Annotated in this window: 33 protein-coding genes, 1 pseudogene and 1 riboswitch; of the genes and pseudogenes, 18 read left to right on the top strand and 16 right to left on the bottom strand. The window is 62.8% G+C overall.

The genetic code is table 11. The features are described 5' to 3' along the window. Positions 1 to 37: 37 nt before the first annotated feature. Positions 38 to 274, bottom strand: a complete 237-nt coding sequence (locus tag J7I85_RS11745; protein ID WP_214851930.1) for a hypothetical protein — start codon at positions 272 to 274, stop codon at positions 38 to 40. A 127-nt stretch (positions 275 to 401) separates the two neighbouring features. On the opposite strand from J7I85_RS11745, the gene J7I85_RS11740 reads away from it, so the two are divergent. From J7I85_RS11740 to J7I85_RS25735, 4 genes are all read left to right on the top strand, one after another. After that, positions 402 to 716: a hypothetical protein gene (locus J7I85_RS11740; RefSeq protein ID WP_214851929.1), complete on the top strand. Its 315-nt coding sequence runs from the start codon at positions 402 to 404 to the stop codon at positions 714 to 716. 198 nt (positions 717 to 914) lie between these two features. Then, positions 915 to 996, bottom strand: a riboswitch (Fluoride riboswitch). 1,349 nt (positions 997 to 2,345) lie between these two features. Next, positions 2,346 to 3,449, top strand: coding sequence for a type I restriction endonuclease (locus J7I85_RS11735; RefSeq protein ID WP_214851928.1), 1,104 nt, complete (start codon positions 2,346 to 2,348; stop codon positions 3,447 to 3,449). Positions 3,450 to 4,006: 557 nt separating this feature from the next. After that, a complete protein-coding gene (locus tag J7I85_RS11730; protein WP_214851927.1) occupies positions 4,007 to 4,204 on the top strand; it encodes a DUF6884 domain-containing protein in 198 nt (65 codons plus the stop codon). 76 nt (positions 4,205 to 4,280) lie between these two features. Then, positions 4,281 to 4,865, top strand: coding sequence for a helix-turn-helix domain-containing protein (locus tag J7I85_RS25735; protein WP_308159465.1), 585 nt, complete (start codon positions 4,281 to 4,283; stop codon positions 4,863 to 4,865). Positions 4,866 to 5,218: 353 nt separating this feature from the next. Here J7I85_RS25735 and J7I85_RS11715 read toward each other — a convergent pair. After that, positions 5,219 to 5,365: pseudogene (locus tag J7I85_RS11715) on the bottom strand (CsbD family protein); the annotation flags it as partial. A gap of 112 nt (positions 5,366 to 5,477) precedes the next feature. Here J7I85_RS11715 and J7I85_RS11710 point away from each other — a divergent pair. Continuing rightward, complete coding sequence (locus tag J7I85_RS11710; RefSeq protein WP_214851925.1) at positions 5,478 to 5,762, top strand: GlsB/YeaQ/YmgE family stress response membrane protein; 285 nt, start codon at positions 5,478 to 5,480, stop codon at positions 5,760 to 5,762. Positions 5,763 to 6,011: 249 nt separating this feature from the next. On the opposite strand, the gene J7I85_RS11705 is transcribed toward J7I85_RS11710, so the two are convergent. After that, the gene (locus tag J7I85_RS11705) at positions 6,012 to 6,626 is read right to left on the bottom strand and encodes an alpha/beta hydrolase (RefSeq protein WP_214851924.1); all 615 of its coding nucleotides are present in this window, start codon (positions 6,624 to 6,626) and stop codon (positions 6,012 to 6,014) included. Between the two features lie 62 nt (positions 6,627 to 6,688). Here J7I85_RS11705 and J7I85_RS11700 point away from each other — a divergent pair, with 62 nt between their 5' ends. Further along, complete coding sequence (locus J7I85_RS11700; protein ID WP_214851923.1) at positions 6,689 to 7,027, top strand: MerR family transcriptional regulator; 339 nt, start codon at positions 6,689 to 6,691, stop codon at positions 7,025 to 7,027. A 373-nt stretch (positions 7,028 to 7,400) separates the two neighbouring features. Here the strand turns inward: J7I85_RS11700 and J7I85_RS11695 are convergent, their stop codons facing one another. Further along, positions 7,401 to 7,754 carry a helix-turn-helix domain-containing protein gene (locus J7I85_RS11695; protein WP_308159463.1) on the bottom strand — a complete coding sequence of 118 codons (354 nt, stop codon included), beginning with the start codon at positions 7,752 to 7,754 and terminating at the stop codon, positions 7,401 to 7,403. Positions 7,755 to 7,899: 145 nt separating this feature from the next. Here J7I85_RS11695 and J7I85_RS11690 point away from each other — a divergent pair, with 145 nt between their 5' ends. After that, a complete protein-coding gene (locus tag J7I85_RS11690) occupies positions 7,900 to 8,709 on the top strand; it encodes an NmrA family NAD(P)-binding protein (RefSeq protein WP_214851922.1) in 810 nt (269 codons plus the stop codon). 109 nt (positions 8,710 to 8,818) lie between these two features. On the opposite strand, the gene J7I85_RS11685 is transcribed toward J7I85_RS11690, so the two are convergent. Then, positions 8,819 to 9,361 carry a hypothetical protein gene (locus J7I85_RS11685; RefSeq protein ID WP_214851921.1) on the bottom strand — a complete coding sequence of 181 codons (543 nt, stop codon included), beginning with the start codon at positions 9,359 to 9,361 and terminating at the stop codon, positions 8,819 to 8,821. 39 nt (positions 9,362 to 9,400) lie between these two features. On the opposite strand from J7I85_RS11685, the gene J7I85_RS11680 reads away from it, so the two are divergent. Next, a complete protein-coding gene (locus J7I85_RS11680; RefSeq protein WP_214851920.1) occupies positions 9,401 to 9,880 on the top strand; it encodes an NUDIX domain-containing protein in 480 nt (159 codons plus the stop codon). Positions 9,881 to 10,055: 175 nt separating this feature from the next. On the opposite strand, the gene J7I85_RS11675 is transcribed toward J7I85_RS11680, so the two are convergent. Next, positions 10,056 to 10,514: a nucleoside deaminase gene (locus J7I85_RS11675; RefSeq protein WP_214851919.1), complete on the bottom strand. Its 459-nt coding sequence runs from the start codon at positions 10,512 to 10,514 to the stop codon at positions 10,056 to 10,058. Between the two features lie 47 nt (positions 10,515 to 10,561). Next, positions 10,562 to 10,831 (bottom strand): helix-turn-helix domain-containing protein, encoded by a 270-nt coding sequence (locus tag J7I85_RS11670; RefSeq protein ID WP_214851918.1) that lies wholly within the window; start codon positions 10,829 to 10,831, stop codon positions 10,562 to 10,564. Positions 10,832 to 11,021: 190 nt separating this feature from the next. Here J7I85_RS11670 and J7I85_RS11665 point away from each other — a divergent pair, with 190 nt between their 5' ends. The 3 genes from J7I85_RS11665 to J7I85_RS11655 all read left to right on the top strand — a co-directional run bounded on the left by J7I85_RS11665 (position 11,022) and on the right by J7I85_RS11655 (position 15,402). Next, positions 11,022 to 12,866 carry a zinc-ribbon domain-containing protein gene (locus tag J7I85_RS11665; protein ID WP_214851917.1) on the top strand — a complete coding sequence of 615 codons (1,845 nt, stop codon included), beginning with the start codon at positions 11,022 to 11,024 and terminating at the stop codon, positions 12,864 to 12,866. A 73-nt stretch (positions 12,867 to 12,939) separates the two neighbouring features. Beyond that, positions 12,940 to 13,782, top strand: a complete 843-nt coding sequence (locus J7I85_RS11660; protein WP_214851916.1) for a GIY-YIG nuclease family protein — start codon at positions 12,940 to 12,942, stop codon at positions 13,780 to 13,782. A 1,341-nt stretch (positions 13,783 to 15,123) separates the two neighbouring features. Next, positions 15,124 to 15,402, top strand: a complete 279-nt coding sequence (locus J7I85_RS11655) for a hypothetical protein (RefSeq protein WP_214851915.1) — start codon at positions 15,124 to 15,126, stop codon at positions 15,400 to 15,402. 50 nt (positions 15,403 to 15,452) lie between these two features. Here J7I85_RS11655 and J7I85_RS11650 read toward each other — a convergent pair whose 3' ends face one another. Next, complete coding sequence (locus J7I85_RS11650; protein WP_214851914.1) at positions 15,453 to 15,965, bottom strand: HAD domain-containing protein; 513 nt, start codon at positions 15,963 to 15,965, stop codon at positions 15,453 to 15,455. A gap of 327 nt (positions 15,966 to 16,292) precedes the next feature. On the opposite strand from J7I85_RS11650, the gene J7I85_RS11645 reads away from it, so the two are divergent. The 5 genes from J7I85_RS11645 to J7I85_RS11625 all read left to right on the top strand — a co-directional run bounded on the left by J7I85_RS11645 (position 16,293) and on the right by J7I85_RS11625 (position 18,429). Continuing rightward, entirely contained in the window at positions 16,293 to 16,451 is a 159-nt protein-coding gene (locus J7I85_RS11645; RefSeq protein WP_214851913.1) for a hypothetical protein, read from the top strand. Positions 16,452 to 16,573: 122 nt separating this feature from the next. Beyond that, complete coding sequence (locus J7I85_RS11640) at positions 16,574 to 16,936, top strand: DUF6884 domain-containing protein (RefSeq protein ID WP_214851912.1); 363 nt, start codon at positions 16,574 to 16,576, stop codon at positions 16,934 to 16,936. A 35-nt stretch (positions 16,937 to 16,971) separates the two neighbouring features. After that, the gene (locus tag J7I85_RS11635; RefSeq protein ID WP_214851911.1) at positions 16,972 to 17,439 is read left to right on the top strand and encodes a hypothetical protein; all 468 of its coding nucleotides are present in this window, start codon (positions 16,972 to 16,974) and stop codon (positions 17,437 to 17,439) included. Positions 17,440 to 17,608: 169 nt separating this feature from the next. Continuing rightward, entirely contained in the window at positions 17,609 to 18,202 is a 594-nt protein-coding gene (locus J7I85_RS11630) for a hypothetical protein (RefSeq protein ID WP_214851910.1), read from the top strand. Continuing rightward, complete coding sequence (locus J7I85_RS11625) at positions 18,202 to 18,429, top strand: helix-turn-helix transcriptional regulator (protein WP_214851909.1); 228 nt, start codon at positions 18,202 to 18,204, stop codon at positions 18,427 to 18,429. Before J7I85_RS11630 ends, J7I85_RS11625 begins: the two co-directional genes overlap by 1 nt. Before the next feature lie 283 nt (positions 18,430 to 18,712). On the opposite strand, the gene J7I85_RS11620 is transcribed toward J7I85_RS11625, so the two are convergent. Beyond that, positions 18,713 to 19,096, bottom strand: a complete 384-nt coding sequence (locus J7I85_RS11620) for a hypothetical protein (RefSeq protein ID WP_214851908.1) — start codon at positions 19,094 to 19,096, stop codon at positions 18,713 to 18,715. Positions 19,097 to 19,395: 299 nt separating this feature from the next. Between J7I85_RS11620 and J7I85_RS11615 the strand changes: the two genes are divergently transcribed. Both J7I85_RS11615 and J7I85_RS11610 read left to right on the top strand, forming a co-directional pair. Further along, the gene (locus J7I85_RS11615) at positions 19,396 to 19,713 is read left to right on the top strand and encodes a hypothetical protein (protein WP_251024261.1); all 318 of its coding nucleotides are present in this window, start codon (positions 19,396 to 19,398) and stop codon (positions 19,711 to 19,713) included. Positions 19,714 to 19,724: 11 nt separating this feature from the next. Further along, a complete protein-coding gene (locus J7I85_RS11610) occupies positions 19,725 to 20,111 on the top strand; it encodes a DUF5956 family protein (protein ID WP_214851907.1) in 387 nt (128 codons plus the stop codon). Positions 20,112 to 20,733: 622 nt separating this feature from the next. On the opposite strand, the gene J7I85_RS11605 is transcribed toward J7I85_RS11610, so the two are convergent. The 7 genes from J7I85_RS11605 to J7I85_RS11575 all read right to left on the bottom strand — a co-directional run bounded on the left by J7I85_RS11605 (position 20,734) and on the right by J7I85_RS11575 (position 25,380). Next, positions 20,734 to 21,261, bottom strand: coding sequence for an SDR family NAD(P)-dependent oxidoreductase (locus J7I85_RS11605; RefSeq protein WP_214851906.1), 528 nt, complete (start codon positions 21,259 to 21,261; stop codon positions 20,734 to 20,736). 119 nt (positions 21,262 to 21,380) lie between these two features. Then, positions 21,381 to 22,253 (bottom strand): aldo/keto reductase, encoded by an 873-nt coding sequence (locus tag J7I85_RS11600; protein WP_214851905.1) that lies wholly within the window; start codon positions 22,251 to 22,253, stop codon positions 21,381 to 21,383. A gap of 232 nt (positions 22,254 to 22,485) precedes the next feature. Further along, positions 22,486 to 23,601: an FAD-dependent monooxygenase gene (locus tag J7I85_RS11595; protein ID WP_214851904.1), complete on the bottom strand. Its 1,116-nt coding sequence runs from the start codon at positions 23,599 to 23,601 to the stop codon at positions 22,486 to 22,488. Positions 23,602 to 23,681: 80 nt separating this feature from the next. After that, positions 23,682 to 23,864 (bottom strand): hypothetical protein, encoded by a 183-nt coding sequence (locus J7I85_RS11590; protein ID WP_214851903.1) that lies wholly within the window; start codon positions 23,862 to 23,864, stop codon positions 23,682 to 23,684. A 59-nt stretch (positions 23,865 to 23,923) separates the two neighbouring features. Beyond that, on the bottom strand, positions 23,924 to 24,136 hold the full coding sequence (locus J7I85_RS25915) for a helix-turn-helix domain-containing protein (RefSeq protein ID WP_374102462.1): 213 nt from the start codon (positions 24,134 to 24,136) through the stop codon (positions 23,924 to 23,926). Positions 24,137 to 24,187: 51 nt separating this feature from the next. Beyond that, on the bottom strand, positions 24,188 to 24,973 hold the full coding sequence (locus tag J7I85_RS11580; protein ID WP_308159461.1) for an MFS transporter: 786 nt from the start codon (positions 24,971 to 24,973) through the stop codon (positions 24,188 to 24,190). Continuing rightward, positions 24,904 to 25,380, bottom strand: a complete 477-nt coding sequence (locus J7I85_RS11575; protein WP_214851901.1) for an MFS transporter — start codon at positions 25,378 to 25,380, stop codon at positions 24,904 to 24,906. The genes J7I85_RS11580 and J7I85_RS11575 overlap by 70 nt, the downstream gene beginning before the upstream one ends. Positions 25,381 to 25,490: the final 110 nt, after the last annotated feature.

Genomic DNA, 25,490 nt, shown 5'->3' with positions numbered 1-25,490 from the left:
CAGGGACAGTGATGACGGCCGCCACAGTATGACGCGGTCAGTCGCTCCGCCCGGCTCCTGTGCTGTCCGGTTCGGGTCCCGCTTCCCTGGCACCGGCGGCCAGGTAAAAGGGCAGCCCCCAGCCGGCGAAAAAGCCGATGGCCTCGATCCAGGATGCATTTTCCTCGGCCCCAGTCGGTGCCCCGTAGTCTGTCATGGATTCGGTCAGGTGCACCATCCGTCCCCGGATGTCCCGCAGCCGCGACGCAACCGCGTGCCGCAGCTGCTCCGGCAAAGGATGGCGTGCCGCCAAATGGAAAACGGCACAACAGCTTATCGGCCGTCTCAGCCGTGTCAGGCCCGCAGCCGGGACATACCCGGTCCCGCCAGAGCGGGAGTGTTTCCAGGCACCACGCCCTGGTGTGCGTGAGGCCGTTCGCTTCAACCGTCAGGGCTTCGGTGTTGGAGTTCCCGTAGCCCATTCGCAGACCAGGAAGATCAGCAGAGGCCATGTCCTCACAGATCCGACAGGGCCCTACCGGCACAAGCACATCGTCCGGATGCCGGTGCAACAGGGAGGTTTTCCGGTCCAGCCCGTGGGCGACGTGGCCAAGAAGGTCCTCATAAAGGACCGTCACGTCGAAGGGCTGGTGCCCGCCCCGGACCCCCGCACCGGCCTGCCACAGCTCAACCTCCACGACCGCGTAGGCCCAGGAATGCCGGGGACACAATCCTAGAGAGGCGCGCAGCAACCGGCGCATGCTTCCGTCCATGATGTCTCCGTGAATGAACGACCAGAGCTGGCGCACTTCCTCCGCGGACAGTTCCAACGGGCCGACGGGCACCAGGACGCCGGTGAGCCTATCCCTCTCCGGCGTTTGAGGGGTGCCGGGCCCGCTCCGGGTTCCAGTCATGGCGACCACCTGCCCTTCACAGTAGGGGCAGGAACCATCAGCCACATCGGCGGTCCAGACCGGCGATCAACCGGTCCCGGTGGGATCCATCACCGTTACAACAAGGCTAAACCCGCCGGGTTCATCCGCGCCTCATTAGTCTCCTATTTCGTCACTGCACGAACGACACCGTCCCGCTTTCGCCCACCCAGGACATATAGGAAGTCCGCGGGTCGGTGAGACGTCTCGTATCCCATGGGTTATGCGACGTCCCACTGAGCGAACAGTCGTCTGGCCCGCATGTCCACAGATTTAGGCGAGTCTCGGACGCGCGACGGGGAGGGAAATTCTCATAACTATGTCTCGAAACCATCTGGCAAAAATCGAGCACTCATCCTTAGTTATGAGACAGGTGAGCGCGCGTCTGCCGGAGCTCCTTAGTGCGGCAGCAGCCAACTGACTGGGCCGGCAGGCCGATGGGCCACTGATTGACACAGTGCAGTGAAGCATGTCACACCTTGTGGGTTCGTAGTGGTACCCGCTCAGCGCACAATCCGGGCAAGGAAACCGCGGCGACGGCACTGGGCTCCAGCTGTTCTACGACTTACATGAGCGCGGGAAGGTCACTAGCTTCCTGGTGAAGCTGGCAGGTATAGCAACGGGCAGCCACCAAATTGTTAAATTACAGGCGGAAAACAGGGCCCATTGAGTGTTAATGTCCGTCGGAAAAGCCTTCAGACGCTGGGGCTGATTGTTAGTCTTCGGCCGTACTGGACAACTGTCCAATACGTCTGCAGATTAACAATTCCGCTTGTAAATTTTCCGCACTTAAACAATTGTTAATTTGAAACCAAACTTGAATCAACAGAAGTTTGGTTCCGTCTGTCGGCCTCTCGGACTCGATCGATCCACTATGGGTCCGGTGCTTCCGTCGTTGACTATGTAAAGGAGTGATCGCGTTCTTTCTCGATGACAGTTCGGGCCGATATAAGGCTGCGCAGTCCGTCCGGATCGAGAAGTCTGCCCTTCTTCAGCTCACGATCGACGCTTCTCCCGTCGATGGTGTCGAAGACAGAGCCGCGGGCTACGGTGTGGTTCTTGTGCCGCATACGTGTCCTTGACCAGCACCCACTTGGCATTCGGGGCAACGTTCCGTCTCGTCGTCGCCGCGGGATCCATCTTGCCATCTGCGGTGCGGGTTACCTTAGCGCCCTTTCCTACGCGGCGAAGGGCGTTCTGAATTGGGATGATCACACCATCTGCGACGGCCGGACGCATGTTCACAGAATAGGCGCGCTGTGTCGCCTCACCCGGTGCAAGTCGTGGCAGTGGCTGGTGATCTTTCGTGGAGCTTGATGAACGGCGGTATGGGGGATTGCAGTAGCGTAACTGGGCTGTTCGTGCTGTAACCGTCGGAGCTGGGCGGCGTCTTCCGCTAATGTAGGCGGAAAAGGTCTCGAACTAGGGGGAACAATGGAGTTTGCGGAGCGATTGACAGCGCTGGCGGCAAAGGTGCGGCAGCAGCGCGGGCAGATTGAGACCGAGGAAGCGACGAAGAACGCGTTCGTTATGCCTTTCATTTCCACGATCCTCGGATACGACGTCTTCAACCCCCTGGAGGTCGTTCCCGAGTTCACCGCCGACGTCGGGGTCAAAAAGGGCGAAAAGATCGACTACGCCATCATGCGTGGCGGCACGGTGCAGATCCTCATCGAATGCAAAAAGTCCAAAGAGCCGGTGAAGATCGAGCACGCCTCCCAGCTCTACCGCTACTTCGCGGTGACCAACGCCAGGATCGCGATCCTGACCAACGGCGAGGTCTACCAGTTCTTCACGGACCTGGACGCTCCGAACCGGATGGACGCGAAACCCTTCCTGGTCCTTGACCTGAACGACGTTGACGAGACCCTCATCCCGGAACTGATGAAACTCTCCAAGGACGTCTTTGACCTGGACTCGATCATCAGCGCCGCTGGCGAGCTGAAATACATTGGCGCCATCAAGCGGATCATCGCAGGCGAGTTCAAGCAGCCCGAGGATGACTGGATCAAGTTCCTCACCTCCAAGGTGTATGAGGGCGCCTACACCCAGAAGGTCCGGGAGCAGTTCACCGGTCTGGTCACCAAGGCCACGAAGCAGTTCCTCAATGACCAGGTCAATGAACGCCTCAAGGCCGCCCTCGGCCAGCCCAACTTCCCGATGGCGAATGACCCGGAAATTGCGGCCACCGTCACGAGCGAAAAGCCGGCGGAGGACGACCTGATCGAAACCGGGATCGAGACCACCCTCGAAGAGCTAGAAGGCTTCCACATCGTCCGGGCCATTGTGTGCGGCGACATCAAGCCGTCCAGGGTCACCCAGCGCGATGCCAAGTCGTACTTCGCGGTCCTTCTCGATGACAACAACCGCAAACCGATCGCCAGGCTGCACTTCAACCGGGCCCAGAAGTATCTGGGCCTGTTTGACCAGGACAAGGCCGAGACCCGAATTCCCATCAGCTCCTTGGAAGACATTTACGAGCACGCGGACACCCTCCGCAGCAGCGTCCGAAGCTACCTTGAGGCGCCCTCTTCCTGACCAGCAGGGACGGTCTCGAAGGGATTTTTGCTCGGGGGACCGCAAAGAAGATTGTTCCGATCCTGATCACCCGGCAGGCTGCCCGGCACTAATCCGAACAATACGGAAATATGTTGCAGAGCCTCCCGGACTGGGAAAAGTAAGCCGACCGCAGTTCGATCAGCAGTATTTAGCAATATCTCCAATGCCACCTAAGATCGGCGCACTTGCGCCGCTGGCGGCATCGTCATGGATTCGTGACCCCCGGTGGCCTGATCCAAGGGCCGGCGACGGCTGGGGTACCAAAGCCCCGGTCTCAGAAGGCTTCAGTTCGTCGTCGGCCCGGTCAAAGCCCGAGCGCACCGCGCGCGGGAAGTGGTGAAGCAGCCGGTTAGCCCCCCGCGGCGGGGCATGAAGGGCTGCTTCGCTTCCATTCAACACTGGTCGTTCGGGCCAGGCATCAGTGGCCGATACCTGACTTTGTGCGTGCCTGGCTACTCACCTACGCAGGTGTCGCCTCCAACAGATCAGCTGGACGCCGGACCACCGGTCTGCGTCGTCTACGCATGTTTCCGGGTATGAGCACTCATACGGCCAGCAAGTTGTCGACGTCGACTGGTGTCTGCACGATAGGGCTGGTCGGCTGCGCCTCGCAGAAGCTGCAGCGCCCGGCGCCGGCCCGTGAACTCTACGTCTCCCAGCTGATCAAGACGGCGTCTGCCTACGCCGTGCTGGCCTGTGACCGTTGGTACGTCCTGTCGGCCAAGCACGCGTGATGGGGCCAGTTAGTTCCGCCTCCTCAAAGGGCCCGTCGCGGTTAGCGGCTTGACCATGCCCGCATACGATGCTGCAGTGACTGACGAGCCCCGCACACGCCGCCGCTTCCTGACCATTGAGCAGGCCGCGGAGGAGCTGAACGTGTCCGAAAGCCAGATCCGGGCGCTGCTTCGTTCGGGTGATCTTCGCCGTTTCCAGGTCGGCGGCAGGGGTATGTGGGCATTGGGGCTGCGGACATCGAAGACTACATCGCCGAGGCTTACCGCCGGACCGCAGAACGCATCGCCGCGGGCGAGCCCAGCGAAGATCCAATGGACTCCTGACGCGTCAGCGGGGCATCAGCTGTTCGTCTCTTGGACCTTCGTGGCGTCTGTCCAGGAGCGTCCTGCCCCATCTGGTCAGATTCCTCCACAGCACTGTTGCGCCCCGGTACAGACCGACACCGATGGCCTTCAGCAGGAGGAGTACCAGCTGCATTGCGCCTGCCAGGAGCAGGAGCAGCCCAAAGACGCCGAACACAGGAAGAAACATGAAGAAAACGGCGACCATTGTCGCCAAGTATCCGAAGGCGTAGCCAAAGATCGTCGCCTGATCCACTGCAGTCCCATCACAGGTAGCGGGCACCAAGTGCTGACGAAATCCCCGTCGCAGCGCGGGTGATGTGGTCCCCGGCCTCTTGCGAACCGGGGACCACGGTGCGGGAGGGGCGCCGGGCTCGGGTCGCTGCACATGCGCGACAATGCGCCTTGGCGTGCAATGAATGCTAACCGCCCAAAAAGCAGCCTAAGCGAGTCCCGGAGCCCAACCCGGTCCATGACGATCTGCAGTAGTTGGCCTTCGGTGACCTCCACTCAAAGCAGTGACGCTGGCCCAGCTCCGGCGATTCTGTTCCAATTATCTCCGCTGACGACTCCCTGGAACAGCGTATGGAAGAAGGTTCTTGACGGCGTCTTAGGGACGCATGAAGGGGTGCGGTCCGCTGGACCGCACCCCTTCTGATTTGTGTCTGGCAGCTATTTCTTGAATGCGTCCTTGACCTTTTCGCCGGCCTGTTTCACATCTGACTTGGCCTGGTCGCCTTTGCCTTCGGCCTTCAGGCTCTCATCGCCCGTGGCCGAACCGGCGGCTTCCTTGCCCTTGCCGCCAAGCTTCTCGGCGGCTTACTAATTCATCCAATCATGGATGCTTGTCAGTTGCTAAGCACGCTGAGCATACTCAGAGTATGGCCGGTGATGGCCGGCTTGTAGCTGACTGACTAGAAAGAAGTGTGTCATGGGAATCCTCGGATTTCTCGTTCTCGGCCTGATCGCTGGAGCGATCGCGAAGGCCATCCTTCCCGGACGGGAGGGCGGCGGGTGGCTGGTGACCCTGCTCCTGGGCGTGGTCGGGGCGATCCTCGGCGGGTGGATCGGCTCGCTCATCTTCGGCGGCGGCCTCGGAAGTTTCTTCAACCTCCGGACCTGGCTGCTGGCCATCCTGGGATCCGTCATTGTGCTGGGAGTCTTCGCTGCCGCAACGGGCGGAAGGCGGGGGATCTTTTCCCGGCGGAGGATTTGAGAGGGCCAGGCGGTCCGGTACAGGCTGGCGCCGCGGCAACGCCTCGCCAGGATTTCGAACATTCCACTGAGAAGACGGATTTGTTCGATATTTCCAACACTGAGCCTGGTCTGCGGCCAGGCCGGTACTTCCGCGGACTGAGACCAGGCCCCTGGCTTGGCGGATCTCACACCACTACCCGCTCTGGTGCGGTTTTTTGGTGGTGAACTCAAAAACGTCCCGAAAGAGGGCGGCCCGTATATCGTCCCGCTAGAGGGGATCCCCTACCGGGCCGCCTGATCTGATGCGTGCGAGGTCCAGAACAGCTGGCAGGCTTGTCACGCCGTCTTCTGCCAAAAAGTGTCCGGCGCCTTGTTGAACATACAGCTGCGCGTCGAGGCGCTTAGCGAGGTCATCAGATGATGCCGTCGGCACGAAAAGGTCCGTATCAGAGCGGATGACTGCTCGCTCACGGATATTCCTTGCTATGCGTTCAACGTCCACGTCAGTTGCGAGGTAACCGTCGAGTACCGGCAATGCTTCCAGTGGCCCAGTGAAACCGGCTACCAGCACAAGACCGCCGAGCTCCCATGGCTCCGGAAGCGCCGCGAGCACGCGGAGTGCAGTGATGGCTCCGAGAGAATGCGCCACTACTACCGTTCTCCCATCAGGCACTCCAAGTTCAGCATTGACAGCGCCCTCCCAGGCAGCAGCTTGCGGAGCAGCGGGGGTAGGGAGAGTGACCACTGTAGCGCTGATGCCTTCAGCCTGGAGTGCGCTTTGGAGCCAGGGGAACCAGTGTGCATCAGGTGCTGCGGCGTACCCGTGGATGATGATGACGCGCTGGATGGAATGAGCCGGGCGGGCGTGCGTTGTTATGTTCATAGGCAACGACCCTAAGGGGTCACGTCAGCGTGAAGGTCAATTGGTTCAGGAAGGAATCGCGGATGCTGATCGGGAAGCTATCCGAGCAAACAGGTGTAAGCCGGCGGGCGCTTCGCTACTACGAAGAGCAGGGCCTTCTCATCCCCGGACGTACGTGCAGCGGATACCGCGTGTACTCCGATGATGCTCCACTCATCGTGGCTCAGATTCAGGGTTTGTATGCCGCGGGCCTCGACTCTGACGCCATCCGCCAGTACCTCCCTTGCGCCCGTGGACGCACTCCTGACCTCGAAATGTGCGCAGAACTACGAACGCACCTGAACGGCCGAGCGGCAGAACTTGACACGCAACTCGAGACTATTAGCCGGCAGCGTCAAGCTATTCTCGCCCACCTCTCTTAAGGCCAGACTCTTTGTGACTTCCGCCCGCCAACCGAAAGGTTAATAACAACTGTTGTGCCTGTACCGTTCCGACCTGATCCGGACAAATCAGGCCAACTCTTCTGCAGCTGCGGGTCGGCGGCGCGGGCGATGCGCAGGTGGTAGGCGACGGTCTTCGGTTCGGCTCCGACCAGGTTCGCGATCTGTCCGCGGGTGAGACCGCCGCGGTACATGAGCACCCACTCCTGGCTGGGGGCTGAGTTCCGTCTCGTCGTCGCCACGGGACCCATCCTGCCACCTACAGGGGAATTGCTCCGCAACCTGTGAGAGGTCGCCAGGCAAAGGTCCGACCGGGACCGGCGCGCCGAAGGCGGCCCGAAAAGAGCCCTGCCTGCTACCGGATCGTTTGCCCGGGGTTCTCGTTGTCGTACATCTCGCGGGACCGTCCAATGTCTTCCTTGTGTTCCAAGGACCAGTCGGCGAGTTGCCTCAAGAGATGGGTCAGGCTGCTTCCACGTCCCGTCAGTTGGTACGTGACCTGGGGTGGCACCGTTGGATAGACGGTCCTGGTCACAAGGCCGTCCCGTTCCAAACGCCTAACGGTCAGCGTCAGCATGCGCTGAGAAATCCCCTCAATGGAGCGCTGCAGCTCACGGAACCTCCGGGCCCCGGATGAGAGCTCAACGATGACCAGCACGGACCATTTGTCCCCGATCCGGTCCAGCACATCGCGAATCCCGCAATCCACATGTCCTGGTTTACCGCATGGCTCGAGCAGGGGAGTTACTTCAATGTGCCTCTGTGACAGCAATGTGCCTCCTTGTGCAGTCTGTGCTGGTTACAGACGATGAGTCTAGTTACCAAGAAGAACCATCCGAAAGAAGAACTCTCCAATGATCCTCGTGACCGGAATCTCCGGCCAGCTCGGCCAAGCCATTCTCCGACACCTCAAAACCCGCGGAGCGGACGTCACCGGAGGAACCCGCAACCCAGATGGCAGCACGCACGCGCGGACCCTGAATTTCGATGATCCTCAGACTCTTGCCCTCGATGACGTAGCGACGCTGGTCTTTGTCTCCGCCGGCACTGCGGAAGATGACGTGGTGATCGCCCGCCACCAGAACCTCATCACAGCCGCCGAAAAAGCGGGCGTGGCCCATATCATCTACACCAGCCTGGCTGATCACGGAGATCACCTCGGCTTCGCCCTTGCCCACCGCTGGACGGAGCGACGCCTCCAGGAGGGATCGATCCCCTGGACGATCCTGCGCAACGGCCTCTACGCCGAACTCATCGGGCAACTACTCACTCCTGATGAAGGGGTAATCACCGCACCCCTCGGGAACCGCGGAGTGGCAGCAATCGCCCGGCAGGACCTGGCCGAAGCAGCCGCCAACATCGCCCTAGCCCCGCAGAAGCATGCGGGACGCATCTATAACTTGGCTGCAATGCGGGCCATTTCGGCCCAGCAAGTAGCGGACCAAGTAGGCGCCAACTACCAGCCCGGAACTCTGTCGGAGCTCAGGAAGTCACTAGCAGCAGCGGATCTCTTGCCGTTCCAGCCCGACATGCTGGTGTCCATCCATTCCGCTGCGTCCTTCGGATTCCTCGAAAGCACCACAGACACCATCGCCTCGCTCCTGAACCGCGCACCCCTGGATCCGCTCCAGATCGCAGCCAATTCAGCATCACAGTCCTCTTAAATAGGCATGGCTTTCCCGCGCCCATCCACGCTCGATGCTTCGGCCGTCTATGGCACGCGGACTCCGCAACGCGACACTTTCCGTACCGGCTTAGGTTTCCGGGGGAGAGCTACGTATTCCGGTTGTACGGCTCCACGCCATGTTCTAACTCCGCCCAGAGCCGATCACAGTCGGGACCGGTAACGGCTGTTGCGTCGAATCTGAAGTCGAGGTGGGTTCGAGGATGGGAGGTGACAAAGTACCCGTCCCGCAGTTCCTCCGCAGCAGGCCAGTCGGGACCATAGTCCTCTTGGAGGTATTCGTGCTGCCCGTCGAGCCAGTGCACTTGCGTCCACACCCGCGCCTGCCCCAACCAGAAGAAGGGGAACAACCGCGTAGGCATGACTGCTGTGGTAACCCATCCCATAGATCCGCCGTTCAGCGACAGTTCCCACACTGTGATGACGGCCTTGTGGCGCGGCCAGTCGTTGCCGGCCTCACGGTACGCGACCAGGGCTTTGAGCCGGTCGTGCCACCGTGCCTCGTCAGCCTCAGCCCGCGGGGGAGTCTGCCAGCCTGGGAGCACCGCCAGGCCGTCATGGTAGGCCGCGGCGAGGGTGCCCGCCCGCGCGTCCTCACGGCGCCGCTGCAGGATGCCGCCACTGCAGGACAAGAACCCGCAATCTCTATAGCCTTGGGATGTGGAGGGCGTATGACAGTTCGCAGCGCAGGCATTCTGCTGTATCGGCGGAGCCTAAAAGGGCACTTGGAGGTTTGGATCGCCCATAATGGTGGCCCTCACTGGACCGGCATGGACACCCGCGCCTGGACAATTCCAAAGGGAATATACCTCGACGGGGAGGACTCTCTGGTGGCCGCGCTGCGGGAGTTCGCCGAAGAAATCGGGACGCCAGCGCCTCAGGCGGACTACGTTGAGCTGGGCGCTTTCCGGCAGCCTTCGAGGAAGGTCATCACCGCGTTTGCCGCCGAATCGGATTTCCGTCCAGAGCACATCACCAGCAACACGTTCCCGCTGGAATGGCCAAAGGGTTCCGGTGTTGTCCGGGAATATCCCGAAATCGACGATGCCAGATGGTTCAGAGAGTCCGAGGCGCGCAGCAAACTCGCGAAGGGGCAGGTACCGATCCTCGATGCCCTTGCCGAGTACCTCGGGAAGCTGGGCGGGTCCTGAGCAAGGCAGCGTTCAGGCAGCAAGATCCCGGATGATGAAGTACGCGCGGGGGTCCTGGGAGTCATGGCTCGGGCTGGTCACGAAGGTCTCCTCATCGTCACTGCTTCCTACCCCAAGGCTAGACCGGGGCAATGATTGCGGCTTCCGCAGCACTTTGCACGAGGGCATCACAGCGCTACTCGGCGATGTCCTCCGCCCACAGGTCAGGGTTGCTGTACTGGAAGGTGCGCATCATGTCCACGCAGCGCTGGTCATCCAGGACCACCACGTCAACGCCGCGGGATCGGAGAAGGTCGAATTCACCGTCTAACGTGCGCGCTTCCCCGACCACCACGCGGGGGATTTTGAACTGGATGATGGTCCCGGTGCACATGGCACAGGGGGCGAGGGTGGTGTAGAGCGTGGTGTCCCGGTAGCTCTTCGGCCGGCCGGCTGCGCGGAGGGCCGACATTTCCACGTGCGCGATCGGGTCGCCATTTTGGATCCGTTCGTTGTGTCCGCTGGCGATGACCACACCGTCTCGGGCCAGCGCTGCTCCGACCGGGATGCCGCCTTCGCTGAGGCTCTTCTGGGCGGCCTGGTAGGCGGCTTCGAACGCGGGGTCGGCGGCTGGGGGATCTTCTTCGCGGCTCATGCGGTCATCTTATGAGGGCGGTAAGGGCTTTGTCCCGGCGCGGCAGCTTACGCTGAAGGAGACTCGGCCTCCGGTTGGCCGTCGCCGGAGGGGCTCGCATGAGGAGCGCCACCGGCCTGGTTGTGCCTGCTCAGCAGGTAGTCTCGCACTTCGTCCCGGTAAATGACCCACGTCGTGTCGACGAGAACACCGGGAATCTCGCCCTTCTTCAGCCACCGGTACACCGTTGCCCGGTCTTTACCCAGGATGCGCGTCAGGTCGGTGACCCCCAGAACGAGGGGCAAATTTTCAAACAGTTCGTCAATTCGGACCGACATGCGGCAAGTTCCTTTATCAAGTGCAGTTACTGGCTCGGGCGCAGAGCCTGGCCCGGCCATCGACAGTACCGCAGCAGGGTCGCCGGGACTTGCGTCGACGTCTCAATGGCCTGCGAGGGCGTGCGACTCCGGGAGCCGGGCCTGGCACGAATTCGTCTAAAGTGATGGCCAGAGACAGCATGGGGGACACATGAGCACGGCAACATCATCGGCATCAACGCAGCAGGCCTGTTCAACTGGCTCCTGCGGCAACGCGGCCGCCTACAGGACACGCAGCAAGCCGGCGTGGTGCTCAAGCTGCATCGACGAGATCCTGCGCGAGGGTGGCCTCGCTGCGGACGAACCCTTCATCGGACCCAAAGAGTGGCGTCTGACCACCTGCCTGGACTGCGGCGTACAGGCTCACTACAGGTTCGAGTACACGCTGGACAAGAACGCCGTGGGTGAGAAGACCTGCCGGGCCTGCTATTGGACGGAGTGGGCGAAGTTGGCCCGCCAGATGTCCGGAAACGAGCTTCCGAGCCGGATCTACTCACGCGAGGAGATCATCGCCCACCTCGACCGGAACGGATACGACTTCATCCGCACGATGGTCGATGTCAACGATGGCAACGACCCGATCATTGCGCGCTGCCGCGCCTGCAACCGCATTTCAGCCGAGCGCATGGGCGACATCGGATGGGGCTGCCCCTGCTCCCGAAACGTCCGCTCAGCCAGCCCCACCTCTTCCGAAGCTGCGAAAGCCCCGGCCAGGAATATCCGGTCGGAAAATCCAGCCAGCCCTAAAAAGCCGAAGGCGCTGCTGGCGGAGTCAGATGATGCGGCCCGCGACTGGTGGGACCACGACCGCAACGACGAGAAGACCTTCCGCACGGTGACGCTGCGCGCAACACGGCTGTGCCACTGGATCTGTCCGGAGTGTCAGCTGTCATTCACCGCGAAGGTCCTCGACATGACAGCAGGCCGGCACTCCTGCCCGGACTGCGAAGCGGCCCGAAAAGCAGCATGGGAGAAGGAATACGAACGCTGGAAGACCACTCCCGTCGCCCAGGTGCCAGAACTCGCGGCCGCCTGGGCGGACGAAGCTGACCCAACCACCGTCATGGTCGCCGGGGACTGGCGGCTGCGGCGCTTCAGGTGCCCCGCCGGCCACCATCCACGTATCAGCCCCCTGACCTTCCTGCAATCAGGCTGCCCGAGCTGCCGCGGCGCAGTAACCCGGGCATCCCAAAAGAACTGGCTCGCGGACATATTGCCGGAGATCGCCTGCCAGTGGCACCCGACGCGCAACGGCAAGCTCACTCCCCACGACGTTGTCTGGGACTCCAAGCGCGCCGCGTGGTGGCTGGCCGACTGTTGCGGGTACGAGTGGCAGGAATCACCGCGGTCACGGGACAAGTACGACAGGCTGCGCTGCCCTAAATGCAAGACAATTCTCGGGTCGCTGACGTGGCAGGATCCGGGGTTGGCGGCCGAGTGGAGCCCCACGAATCCCATCAGCGCCTGGGACGTTCGTCCGCACGCCTCAACCCCATTCGTGCCGGAATGGGTCTGTGCCACCAACCCCGTGCATGTCTGGAGGAGCTCTCTCAGCGGCCGGTCCAATGGGGCAGAATGTCCTGAATGCCGGGAGACCGGCAAGTCAAAGGTGGAGCTGGCCCACCATGCCGCTGCCGAAGAGCGGTCCACTGGTGCACGCTCCGGCGTCGTGCTGCGCGACAAGGCGTTTACGACGCGCAGGGCCTGGTCGGCTGACATCAGCGTCCAGATCGGCGACCGGCTCCTGATCGTGGAATACGACGGCGAGTACTGGCACTCGGCACCAGCCAAGGTCGTGACAGATCTGCGGAAGACAACGGACCTGTTGGAGGCCGGCCACCTCGTGGTCCGGCTGAGGGAAGACGACCTGCCACCGCTGGGAATCGACCATCCGCACTACAACGAGGTCCGCGTGTACTCCACTGCGCCCAATCCTGGGAGAGCCATGGACGAAATCGCGGAATGGCTAGACGGACTGGAGTCCGTTGAGCGGTAGGCTCCCCTGCCTCTCAGGAACGGTGGGGGCCCTCCGGGACACAGACATACAAATGATTGAGCAAAGGTAAAGCATGAATAACGGAAACTCGGGCGAACTGAGCCTCGGACATCTCTTCCAGGCTGCCGGGCTGGCACCGGAGGACGTGCAGGTCATCCGGCACACGCTTAAGCCGGACGGGTTGGTGACCCGGGCGGATGCAATGGGGCCCAACCTGCTGCCGTACGTGCGTGAACAAGGCATCCGTAACAGCAAGCTGCCAGCGACTCCTCCCCGGATCTGGCTGAACTTCCTCGCCACCACCGGCCGGCGGGCCCGGTTCATCACCGCGCACGAGAACCACGGCGAAGTGCTTGCGGAGCGCACCGACGACCGCCGCTACTTCGACCTGCGGCCCACCCCGGTGTTCGCTGCCCTGGCGGACCGCCTCGTTATTGAGTGGACAAAGGACGCGGTGAACTGGGCCAAGACGGGAGACCAGTCGGTGGGCATGGCGGTTGTCGAGATCGCCGACCCGTCCAGCGTGCCGTTCCCCGGATTCGATTCGCTCCTTGTCAGCTACGACGAGCTCCAGGCCGTCATCACGGACGATCGCTACGGGCAATGGCGGACGGCACTCAGCTCCGTCCAGGGCATCTACCTCATCGCCGACACGACGACCGGCAAACTGTACGTGGGGAAGGCCGATGGCGCCGAGCGCTTCCTGGGCCGCTGGAGCGAGTATGCCAGGAATGGCCACGGCGGCAATGTCGCCCTCCGGGAGCTGGCTGCCGCAGACGCCCGGCACCGACAGCACTTCCAGTTCAGCATCCTGCAGGTCTTTTCGCCGAGCGCGCCGGCCGCGCAGGTGGATGCCGCCGAAGCCCACTTCAAGCGGGCTCTCCTCACACGGCAGTTCGGCATGAACCTGAACTAAGGCTGCCGCCGTGGCATTGTGTTCCTGACCGGTCTGGCGTTATTTGAAGAATACGCCCCTGTTAGAACAAGCCATTTATCAGCCCGTTCTTGCGGTGGTTTTCTTGGCTTGAGCATAGATTTGAAATTCAAAACGGTCGACGGCTAACCCCGGATCAGATGTGGGTGTAGCAGATGCCGCTCCTTGGTGGGGCCCGTTGAGTCTACCTACCTGAGCGGGGACCGGACGTCCCGAAAGCGGAGTGGCCCATAAACGTCCCGCAAGCCGGTCCCTCTCCCGAGGGAGCGTAAGTAGTGGTGCGTGTTGCTGCGTCGATAGCAGCTTTGTCCCGTAGTAGCGGTCCGGCATCTGTCCGTGCAGGGGCCTTAAATGGCGCACTTCTCAAGAGTACAAGGCACCGGGCAGAGACGGGATCGCCTATCCGTTGACTAAGGCCGTAGTGCTGTTGGTTTCGCGGCATGCTGGGCAATTTGCAAAAGCAGGAGATAAAAGGTCAAGTACTTTGGAACGACTTGCGCGACGGTAGGTGGGAAAGCCGCGGAAAACACTGGGGCCAACCTTTCAGGATGGGCCAACTAGTTTGGAATCTCACATCTGGGCAAAAACACCCTCGTATCTGAGCATTGCTCAGTTGTGAGTTGCTGTACCTGTGTGAGTTGACCACTTACTTGGCACGACTGACGAGTTAGTAGTTGGCGCCGTGACAAACAGCATGGCGCGGTGCCAACTATCTTGGCCGGTATTGGTTGGTTGGCCTATTGACCCATACTGCAGTATTTCTACGTGGCGGCGCCCGAGAGCCTTCATGATTGGCGCTGACTGCTACCCGTGAGCGGGCCATAGTCGTTGCGACAACACGGGGGATCCGGGCGCTTCGACACCATCCGGGTTTGGGTTTTCTCAGCTGCGCGGAATCCGTGGTTCAAACCTGAGCATGTCGCTTGCCGCTGCTTTCGGTGGCCTGGGTTCCTGCCCGTTGGCCGTTCAGAGGCGACTTGAGGCGTTTCCAGCCCTGAGAGTCCCTCCAATTCGGACAGACCTGGTCGGGCTCGCCGGCGATGCTGAGTCAAGATAGGACCTGGACGATCCGCTGTTCGGCGACATCAGTTCCAGCAATCTATCCGCTACCGCTTGCGCACCCTCATCTCGGCAGGCCTCCTTTACCGTTGCCTCTACAACTGCCTGGTCGCTCACTACCTAAGCCTAATAACCGGGCCGAGGAATTAGCTGCGATCCGCCGCGGGCTGCAGTCCACCCGGGGCCGCCACCCGGTCCTTCGCGAAGGCATCGGCGGTCTGAAGATCATCACCGACTCCAAGGCCGCACTGGAAGTCCTGGATCGTGTCTCCACCGGGTGCCCTTCAGCCGTTCGATGACACCGACTCGGTAGCGGAATGCCGGCGCATCCTGGGCTCCGCCCGCGGCGTGGACATCTCCTATGAGTGGGTCCGCGGCCGCAACGGCCACCCCCTGAACGAACTGGCGGACCGGCTGGCAGTCCTGGCGCGCCGGAGCCGTGAGATGGGCGTCGACGGGGTGACCAAGGCACGGATGATCGCTTCGATCCGCGAGGACGCGAAGACCGCCGTCGGCGGTGCCCCGCTCCTGGCGGCGGCGTGATCAGCAGAGGCTAACGTCCACCTGTTTCGCCTGCTTCCTGCTCGGCAGTGTCAGGTGTTGTCCTGGGCGCCTGGGTCCCGCCGGTCGTCGCTGTTGATGAATACCTGCACTGCCACGACGTGGGCCTCGGTCAGACCCTCGTCGGGGTTTGGCTTTTCCAACAGGACGGGCTGGGTGTGGTGGTGGGCCCACTCGTGCACGTCGGGTCCGAGTGCGTCATCGATCCACACGACGGCGTCCCAGTCCGCCTCGCCGGTGGCTTCCATCCTGTCCAGCCACCTGGCTACTGACCCCAGCTTTGGCGTCTGCTGGTCTTCGTCGTCTGGCTGCGGCGTGATCGTCACCCGAAGCGGTTCGACCTCGAGGTCCAGTTGCGCTTCGAGACGGTCCACGAGGTCTTCAGGCGACGTCGACACCCAGGCAATCCTCCCTTTGGTGGCGAGCCGCCGCACCAGGGCAACCTTTGCATCCGAGAGGTGAAGGTCCGGGGCATCGTCGCTGTTGCCTTGGTGAAGCTTCGGGTTGAGCACGCCGTTGATGTCGAGGAGGATGATCGGCTTCATGACCGTGACCCTAGCCCGTCTTCGGGCCTGACGGTAGCCGCCAAGCTCTGCCCCGCGGGCTTTTCTCTTAAGCATCAGCCATCCACCGGGTCTCTACGCATGTTTGTGGGTAGAGAACCGTCCTTTCCTGTCTTTGGAGTCACCGTGAAGAAGCTCATCGCCCCCGCACTGCTTGCCGTCCTGGCACTGACCGGCTGCTCGGCTCCTGCCACGCCGGCTCCGACTGCAACGGGTGTGCCGATTGCCAGGCCCGAATGAAGCTCAGAAGACGGCGTTGATGGCGGACCTGGCGAAGGTGAACCCGCGCGAATTGAAGGGACACGCGCCGTGGTCAGTGACAGTATTGCCTGCCGGTCGATCCTCAAGGGGGAACCTGAGCAGGTCCGGGTCGTGACAACCCAGGAGCGCTTCTCCAGGTCCGCCGATAAGCCCATTTCTGAGGCAGAGGCCAAGCGGATCATCGAAATCATTAAAACCAACGGCTAATGCGTGAAGGCGTAGCGCCCGGAACCCGGAGGCGTGAGCCATGAGCGGCGAACCGTGCACGATGGGTCTGGTCGCCTGCGCGTCGCAGAAGCTGCAGCGCCCGGCACCGGCGCGGGAACTATATGTATGTATCCCAGCTGTTCAAGAAGGCTTCGGCGTGTGCGGAGCTGACGTGCGACCGTTGGTACATCCTTTCCGCCAAGCACGGCCTCATTTACCCGGACCAGGTCATTGAGCCCTACGACGTGAGACTGACAGGGTCCCTGGTTTCCCCAGCGATCAGGCAGTGGGTGGACATGGTCCGCGGCCAGCTGGACCAGGAACTGGCGGGAAGCCAGGACATCGCGCTCATTGCTCTGGCCGGCAGGCAGTACCGGACTGCCCTGGAGGGAAGTCCATGGCCCTACCAAGTCCCGATGCAAGGGCTCGGAATCGGCAAACAGCTCGGCTGGTTGACAGCCAAACTCGCCGCAGACCGGGGCTAGGATGGACGACGTTGTGACTCATCGAAAACCGCCCTATGTTCCCCGGCCGCTCTTCTACGGGTACTACGTCAACGGCAAAACCATCGGCCTACACCCCGGAGGAATGGGGCATCGGGGCCGGCAGCGGGGACGCCAGCTACAACCTGATCCGCTCGTTCTACTTCAGCATCTTCCTAACGATCCTGTTTGCCGGAGCGTCGCTGGCCGCCCTGGCGTTCGGCGTCTTCGGTCTCTTCAGGGGCTTTCCCATGGCTCTTTTCATGCTGTTCTTCGGTGCACTGTTCGGGTTTGGCGTGGTGCAGGGCTTCTTCAACGTCAGGCAGGAATGGCGGGGCAGGCAGGCCCGGAAGCTCAAGGGCCTCCGCAATCCATGGTTCACAGCCAGCGACGACGCGGCGTACCAGTGGTTCGTCCGGCATCCGTCCCCGGACGTCCCCATGGCGTTGGAATATTTCCCGGACGCGGTGAAGTTCCGTGACGAAGCCCGACAGAACAGCCTCTAACGGCAGGCGGCCGAGCCCTCATCCCGGCCAGGGTTTCCGGCCGGGATGCCGCCGTTGACCTTCCGCCGCAGTGCCGGTAGTTTATCGACTGTCGATATAACGATTTGCGATAACATTTGGGGGAACCGTGAAGCTGGCCAGAACTGACGGGCAACAGGGCGCGTGGAAAATGATCGTCTCCAGGGCGGATGCTCTGTTCGTGATGATCGCGGCTGCGTTGGCGGCCGGACTGACGACCGTCGTTACCGGCTCGGGGATACTGGGCTACTTCACGGGGCCGGTCACGCTCACGCTCCCTGTCGCCACGGATCATCAGAAGGCTTCAGGGCTGGCATTTGGGGCCACGGGCCACTACACGTCCCTCGAGGCGACGTTCCCGGTGCTTCCCTCCGGCCCGGCAGTGGCGCTGGCGTGGTCGGCCGGGCTGAACCAGGTCGGCGTCCTGGCAATCCTGGCCGTCCTGTTCCTGCTCGCCTACAGGCTGCGAAGTGAGGTCCTGTTCACGCCGCGGTCAGGCTGGATTGTCGCTGCCGGGGGCGCGGTGCTGGCCCTCGCGGGAACTATCGGCCAGTTCCTCGACGGCGTAGGCAGGAGCCGCCTGGCGGAGCTGGCCGGCGCCAATGACCGGGTTCCGGGGGAGTCCTACCTCTTCTCCGTCGAATTCAACGCTGCTCCCCTGATGGTGGGCATCGTCCTGCTGCTTGTGGGCGGGGTCTTCCAGTTCGGCGGCCGGCTTCAAAAGGACACCGAGGGACTCGTCTGATGCCGGCCGAAGACAGCTCCGGCATTCACTGCCGGCTCGATGAACTGCTGGCGGACCGCGGCATGACCCTGACCGAGCTGAGCAGGCGCGTCGGCGTCAGTATGGTGAATCTGTCCGTGCTGAAAAACGACCGGGCCAAGGCCATACGGTTCTCCACTTTGGCGGCGGTTTGCGAGGTGCTGGACTGCGAGGTCGGCGATCTGCTGATGATAGCCGGCAGGCCATAGGCCGACCGGCAGTGTTTTTCCGAAGCCCAGGACCTGGAGCTGTCGAGCCGCGCTGGGCGACGAATTAGGCAATATCTTGCGGACGACACCGTCCGAGCGAACCCGCTTGCGGAAAGGGGAGCCGGCGGCGGCTGGGATGGGTGCACACGGTCTCCGATGCGCACCCTCGCCGCCGACTCCGACCATCACACTAAAGCCGGATGAGGTGCCGGCGCCCGGGTAGTCGGTACCTGTTTTTAGGAGCACGGGCGGGCGACGCCGTGGTTCAGCAGGAAAGACAGAGCTATGGCCCCGCAAGGGCGGGGCGGGGACGGCACGCCAGGGCATCCTGCAGGCGAGGCAGGTGCAGCTCAATGTTCCGCGCGACCGAGATTGCTGCTGCCCAGTCGTCCAAAGCCAGGGCCAGCTCCAGTTCGCGGCACAGCTGGTTCAGCCGCAGTGCCCCGGCCAGCCATGACGTTGTTTTCAGGCTCAACGAGGCATCCACGGCCATGTCTCGGTCCCGGAGATTTACCGCGTGGACGACGCGCCCAACCCGCCGGGGGAGGAGCGCTGCGTAGTCCTTCGCGAAGGACTCTGCGATGACCGGGGATGCCTCTTCGGAGAGTTGTTGCAGGTGCTGCGCGTCCAGGGTCGGCTTCTGTCTCTCAACGGACAGTGTGTGCACTGGCTGCTCCTTCTCGGGTCCCGATGGCAGCTGCCAAAGCACCCTTGCTCTCCGGTTGGGCCCCCTCCGCCGCGTGCTTGGGGGCGACAGACGACGGAGGGGACGTGCAGGGGTCGCTTGTCGATGCCGGAGTGCTCCGAGCGTGTGAAGGGGGCGCCGACAGTGCTGCGTTCAACCGGCTTCCTTGCCGGTAAGAACAGTCTCCTAGGGGAGCATCAAGGACCCCACGGGGGACGATCAAGACTGCATCAAGAAAAACCGGCCCGCCGGCGCCGGCACCAGCCGCTACGATGAGGCCCATGCCCGAGAGGATCATGTACGTTCAGCTGAAGACCGGCTTCAACACAGACCGCGGGCCGGCCTGGATCACCAGGCTGCGGTTTTCCAAGTCATGGCAGACGGCGTACTTCCGTGGCCGGACCCTGGAACGCTACGGCGGGTTCGATTCCAATTTCTACGACCTGGACACAGGCGAGGAGTTCTGGATCTCCGGGCCGAAACGGGACCGGACGGATGCCCGGTACAGCAGCCAGCAGCCGGAAGTCGATGACGATGTCCGGACCCAGTACGAAGCATTCCTCAACGGCGCCCCGCTGCTGGGCCGCGAAAACGGCTGAGCACAGCAGACATGGCCCGCGGACAAAGCGTGTGGGAGTCGGCGCCCGAGGGTGGACCGGGAGAAGGCTGGGCTGAACTCGATGAGAACGGCTGGGGCGCCCTGATCGGCTGGGCTGCCGGTCCCGAGAACCTCCGCAGGGGCCCCGCGGTGGATGACAGCGCCAGGACGGTCACCGTCACGAGGACCGACAAGGACGGCACAGTCACCGAGTCCACCGAAGCGTTTACAGCCCGTGACCGGCAGATCGTGGAGGAGGGAGCCAACTCGTACCTGGCCGATGCCGGTGTGGAGAAGCGCCCGGGAGGTTTCCGTTGGTTCATAAGGCTCCCCGGACAGTTCTCCGCCTGGGAGGAACTACGCGCCGCCATCACCGGCCTGTATGCCAGTCAGGAGTAAAAACACAGCAGGCCGCGACTGCCTCATGAGGGGAACCGTGAGCGGGACAGATTCGCTGCAACCAGTTTGTCCCGCCTGAGGATCGCCTACTTCGCCGCGGAGGTGTCCACTGCCCGTAACGTGTCTGAGCGTCTGCCCGAGCGCCCGTAGCCGGTTCCTAAACGATCGATGCCTGTCCGCCGTGTAGTCTGAGGTCTTCGATTTAGGGGAACATATGTGGGCGAGGTCGCCAGCAGGCTTACCGCAATGACGAAGACCCCTACACGATGCTCACTCTGGCCGGTGGCGTTCTCATGCTCCAGGGGCTCGTCCTTACGACTGCGAGCATCCTCATGAAGCTACGCAAGCAGTTTCAGCGAACCCCGGGACTAGTGAAGACCACGGGGACCCCCAAATGACTCGTCAGCGCCTAGTACGTCTTTCAGTGCTCGCTCTCGGAATGCTCTTCATCGCATGGATCGGCTCAGTTGCCGGGAGCGCCATAAATGAAGGGGCGGTTCCATCCGACTCGGCTTTCAAGGCTATTCCGCCGCCCAGCGAAGCGGGGGAGATTTCCAAGGCGTGTGGATCAGGAGGCTGTTGGCGGGAAATGGTTGTAGAAATCACGCCGCCGCAGACTGCACTATCGAAGTTCAGCTGCGGTCGCACGAGTGACGCCAACGATGCCGTGCTTCGCCGCGGTGTAGGCGATCCCGCCCCCGCCTGCACGGAATCCCGCACCCGAGGACACGTTCACAATGGACCCCCCACGTGCGCGGAGGTCGGCGGCAAAGCGTTGGGTCATCAGGAACACTCCTTTGAGGTCGACGCTGATGACCCGGTCCCAGAGTTCCTCAGTCGTCTCAGCCAGTGTCGGGAATCCATCGTGGATACCGGCGTTGTTCACCAGCACATCTACACGCCCGTAGGCTGCGATGACGGCGGCTCGGGCAGCTTCGACGGTGTCCGCCGCAGCGATGTTCACGGCGATCGCGGTTGCTTCCCCGCCGTCGGCGTGGATTTTCTCGACCGTGGTGGCCGCGGCGCCGAGGTTCACGTCCATCACAGCCACCCGCGCACCCTCGCGGGCGAATCGGAGTGCGATGCTTCGCCCCATACCGCTGCCGGCGCCAGTGACGGCCGCTACCTTGTTCTCGAGCCTGCCAACCATGGTGACCTTCTTCCTGGCGCCGCATTCGCGCGCCGATCGATGAAACAGAAGTGGGGCGGGCCGCCGAACAGAGGCGGCCCGCCCGTGCTGTGAGTTGGTGAGTTGGTGCTGGGTGCTGCCTAGGCCTCGTCGATGACGATGCCGAAGGACTCGGGGTCGAGGGTCTCGAGGTCGAGGGTGTCGCCGGTGTCTAGGGCGTCGATCCGTGCCAACTCGCTGGTGGTCAGCTCGAAGTCGAAGACGTCAAAGTTTTCTGCGATGCGGGCGGCGTTGATGGACTTGGGGATTGCGGAGCGGCCCTGCTGGATGTGCCAGCGCAGGATGACCTGAGCGTTCGTCTTGCCGTAGCCCTCACCGATCGCGCGGATCGTGGTGTCGTTGAGGGGGTTGGAGGCCTCGCCGTTGTAGCTGCGGATGCCACCGATCGGGGACCACGCCTGGGTGATGACGCCGTGCTCGGCGTTCTTTGCTTGCAGTTCGGCGCGGACGTTGTACGGGTGCAGTTCGATCTGGTTGACCGCCGGCACGATGTCGGTCTCCGCGAGCAGTGCGTCCAGGCGGGCCGGCAAGAGGTTGCTGACGCCGATGGCGCGGACAGATCCGTCGGCGAGGAGCTTCTCCAGTGCCTTGTAGGCCTGGATGGTGCGCTCGAACTTCGCGGGCAGCGGCTGGTGAAGGAGCAGCAAATCGAGTTGTTCGACGCTGAGCTTCTTAGCACTCTTCTCGAACGCCTTTAGCGTCTCTTCGTACCCGTAGTCCGTGACCCACACCTTGGTTTCGATGAAGACCTCTTCCCGCGGCACGCCGGAGCGGCGCAGGCCCTCACCAACCTCCCGCTCGTTCAAGTAGGCGGCGGCGGTGTCGATGTGCCGGTACCCCAGTTCCAAAGCCGTCTGCACGGCGGTGACCGTTTCTTCCGGAGGCGACTGGTATACGCCCAGGCCGATCGCGGGCATGGTGATCCCATTGTTGAAGGTAACTGTGGAGGACATGTTCTTCTCTTTTCTTCTATCGGTTCAGTGGTGGGTGGGAGCGAACTCCCGCGGCAGGGTGTCCAGCCGCATCAGATCCTGCAGGACATGCAGGACAACTTTTTCGGCATCCGTGTATCGCCTTCTCCGGACGGCGCAGGACCGCAGAATGGCTGTATCTTCGCTTAGGAGGCTTCGGCCGGGACGCCCGTAACGTGCTTGTGGTGGGCGCTCATGTCGCCGGCACACAAGGTCATGCCGAGCGTCTGGCGAAGGAGCGGCTGAAGCTTTGTCCTGATTGGACGAGGTTCCGAGCGCTGCGAAGCCTCGCGTTCTCGTAGTTGTGCAGCGCTATGGGTGTTGTGCCGCCGTCTGTGATCGCGTCGGCGAGGGCTTCGGCGTCGTAGAGGGATTCGGCGAACCCGCTGCCGGTCATGGGGGTCGGTACGTGGGCGGCGTCGCCGATGATCGCGACGCGGTCTCGGGCGAGCCGTGTGGGAACGTATTCGGCGATGGGTGTGCCGATGACTGCCCGCCTTTCGATGCTGTCGAGGATTGCATGGCTCCACGGGGCGGGGAACAAGCCGCGGGCCTCTCTGGCGAGCTCGCGGTAGGTCGTGTTCGGGATCCCGGCGGGCATGAGTGAGTGCCGTACCACGGAGCCTTTGACGCTGCCGCTTGAACGCAGCAGATCGTTTCTGCTGGAGTCGTACCAGGCCCAGCCAAGGCGGCGTTTCCCAGGTGCGAGGGAACCATTGGCGCCCGGAAGCGGATATCCGAGCAAGGTGTCACTGCCGCCGCCCAGGAAAGCGACGTCTGCCGGCCAGCGGTGGTGACCGATGACTGACTCGTCGGCGATTCCGATCCATATGACGTAGCCCGCGAAGCTGGCATCCGGGTTATCGGGTGAGATGTGCCGGCGGACGGTGCTGCGGTGGCCATCTGCCCCGATCACGATGTCCGCTGAGATCCTCTGCCCGTTCGAGGTGATGACCGAGGCGGAGTGTGCGTCCTGAGAAACCTTGCTGACAGTGGTGTTTTGTCGCAATTCGATGAGAGGGTCTGTTTCGATTGCGGCGCGGAGCGCTCCATGGACGGCGAACCATGTCTGGATGCCCGGGGCCAGGGGCTGCGGTACTTCTGATGTGTCGAGCCCGGTGATGCGTTCGAGGAGACCGTCGGGGACGTGGAGGGCCGCTCCTGTGCGGCCGGTGTCATCGGAGCGTTCGACCATGGTGACCTGGACGCCTGTTCTCGAGAGCGCCAGGGCGCTCATGAGACCGCCAAGGGAAGCCCCGACGACGATTGCGGTGCCGGAGGGGTCGTGATGGTCAACGGTCCCGGTCATGGGGCGGTGCTTTGTGTGCACGGTGGCTCTCCTATCTTGTTCTGCTGGTGCCCCCGGTCCCTGTGACCCGCTTTCTTGGCGGCCGCAGGGAAACGGATGGGTCAGGCGTTGCCGGCGTACGTCTCGTGTTCGAGCTGCGCGGCGGGTTCGGGTGCCGGGGCCTGGGTGGCGCGCATGAGGGCGAGGATGGCCAGGGGAATCAGGCCGAGGATGGCCATGCCAGCCTCGACGGTTGCCGGGCCGGTAATGCCGAGGGTGGAGCCGAGAACACGAGCCCGTCCCACGGATCGGGTGCGGCTAACGCCTCCCGCACGACCGCCTCCAGCACATCGACCTGCTGCCTCTAGATCGCCTCGAGCAGCTCCTCCTTGTTTACGAAGCGCCAATGGGCCGTGCCTACACCGACTCCAGCATGGTGCGCCACGTCGTTCAGCGTGGCGTTTCGTCCTCGTCGTGCGAGAAGGTCCCATCCGGCGGTAAGCAGGCGTTCCCGGTTGAGGGCTGCACGCTTGCGCAAAGTTCGAGGAGGAGTGCTTGCGGTGGGTGTGCGGGACATTCGGGAATCACTTCCCTGTTATTTGGTACTGGTCAGTGTTGGTTGGACGTGTCAGTTCTGGTCGATGAGAGCACCGCGGCGGGTGAGGGTCCAGACCAGGAGCGCGACGATGACGATGCCCAAGGCGGTGCCGGTGATGATGGTCCACCCGCCGGTGGCCCAGAGCGGTCCGGCGATGGCGGAGCCGATCGCGCCGCCGAGGAAGTTGCTGACGACGATCGCGGTGTTCAGGCGGCTGCGGTTCTGACCGGGCAGGGACAGCAGCCTGGTCTGGCTGAGCACGAGGGTGGCCTGCGTGGCGAGATCCAACACGATGACGACCACGATCAGGCCGATGACGGAGGACTGTGCCAGCCAGGCGCCGACGAGGGAGACAGCCAGGAGGGTCAGCGCGATTCCGGAGGCCGGTACTGACCAGCCGCGGTCGTGAAGCATGCCGGCCCGTCGTGCGGCGACTGCCCCGACGAGGCCCGCGAGGCCGAAGAGTCCGATCTGGCCGACGGTGAAGGAGAACGGCTGAGCGGACAGCAGGAAGGTCAGGGAGGTCCAGAACAGGGAGAACACGCAGAACGCGGAGGCGCTGATGAGGATGGTGGGAGCTGCGGCGCGGTGCTGGGCGACAGTGGTGAATACGGACCCGAGCAGACGGAAGTAGTTCGTGGCCGGTCGCTTTTCCAGCCGGGGGATCAGGAACGACAGCACGACGGCGAGGGCGACGGTGAGGATGGCGGCGAGGACGTAGATGGCGCGCCAGCCGGCGTACTCTGCTACGGCACCGCTGATAGTGCGGGACAGGAGCACACCGATGAGGGCTCCGGAGGCGATGGTGCCGAGCACACGCCCGCGCTGTTCGGGTGCTGCCAGTTCACTGGCCAGTGGGACCAGTAACTGCGCGACACGGTGGTCAGGCCGACGCCGCCGAGCGCGGCGAGAAGGAGGGAGAACGTCGGTGCGACGGCAGCGCCAAGGAGGGCGATCGCTGACAGTCCAAGGATGAGGGGGATCATGCGTTTGCGGTTGAGGACGTCACCCAGGGGGACGATGAGGAAGATCCCGAGCGCGTAACCGATCTGGGTGACGGTTACCAGCGACGCAGCGGCAGCGGAGGACACGTCGAGTGATCGAGCGATCTCTTCGATAAGGGGCTGAGCCCAGTAAAGGTTCCCGACGGCGAGGCCAGCGGCGATCGCGAAGACGATGGTCCGCAGGCGGGTCATGCCATGGGTGGCAAGAGTTGTTGTCATGATGTTCTTTCTCAATGATGGTGTGCCACTCGTGGTTCGTGTGATGTTCGTGGCGGTAGGATCGGGCGGCGGTAAATCTTGGCTTTGTGAGGGGTGAGGTCGGCGCTTGA

Source organism: Arthrobacter sp. ISL-65 (genome assembly GCF_018613795.1).
Lineage (GTDB): Bacteria > Actinomycetota > Actinomycetes > Actinomycetales > Micrococcaceae > Arthrobacter.
This window is presented reverse-complemented; position numbering and strand designations above follow the sequence as displayed.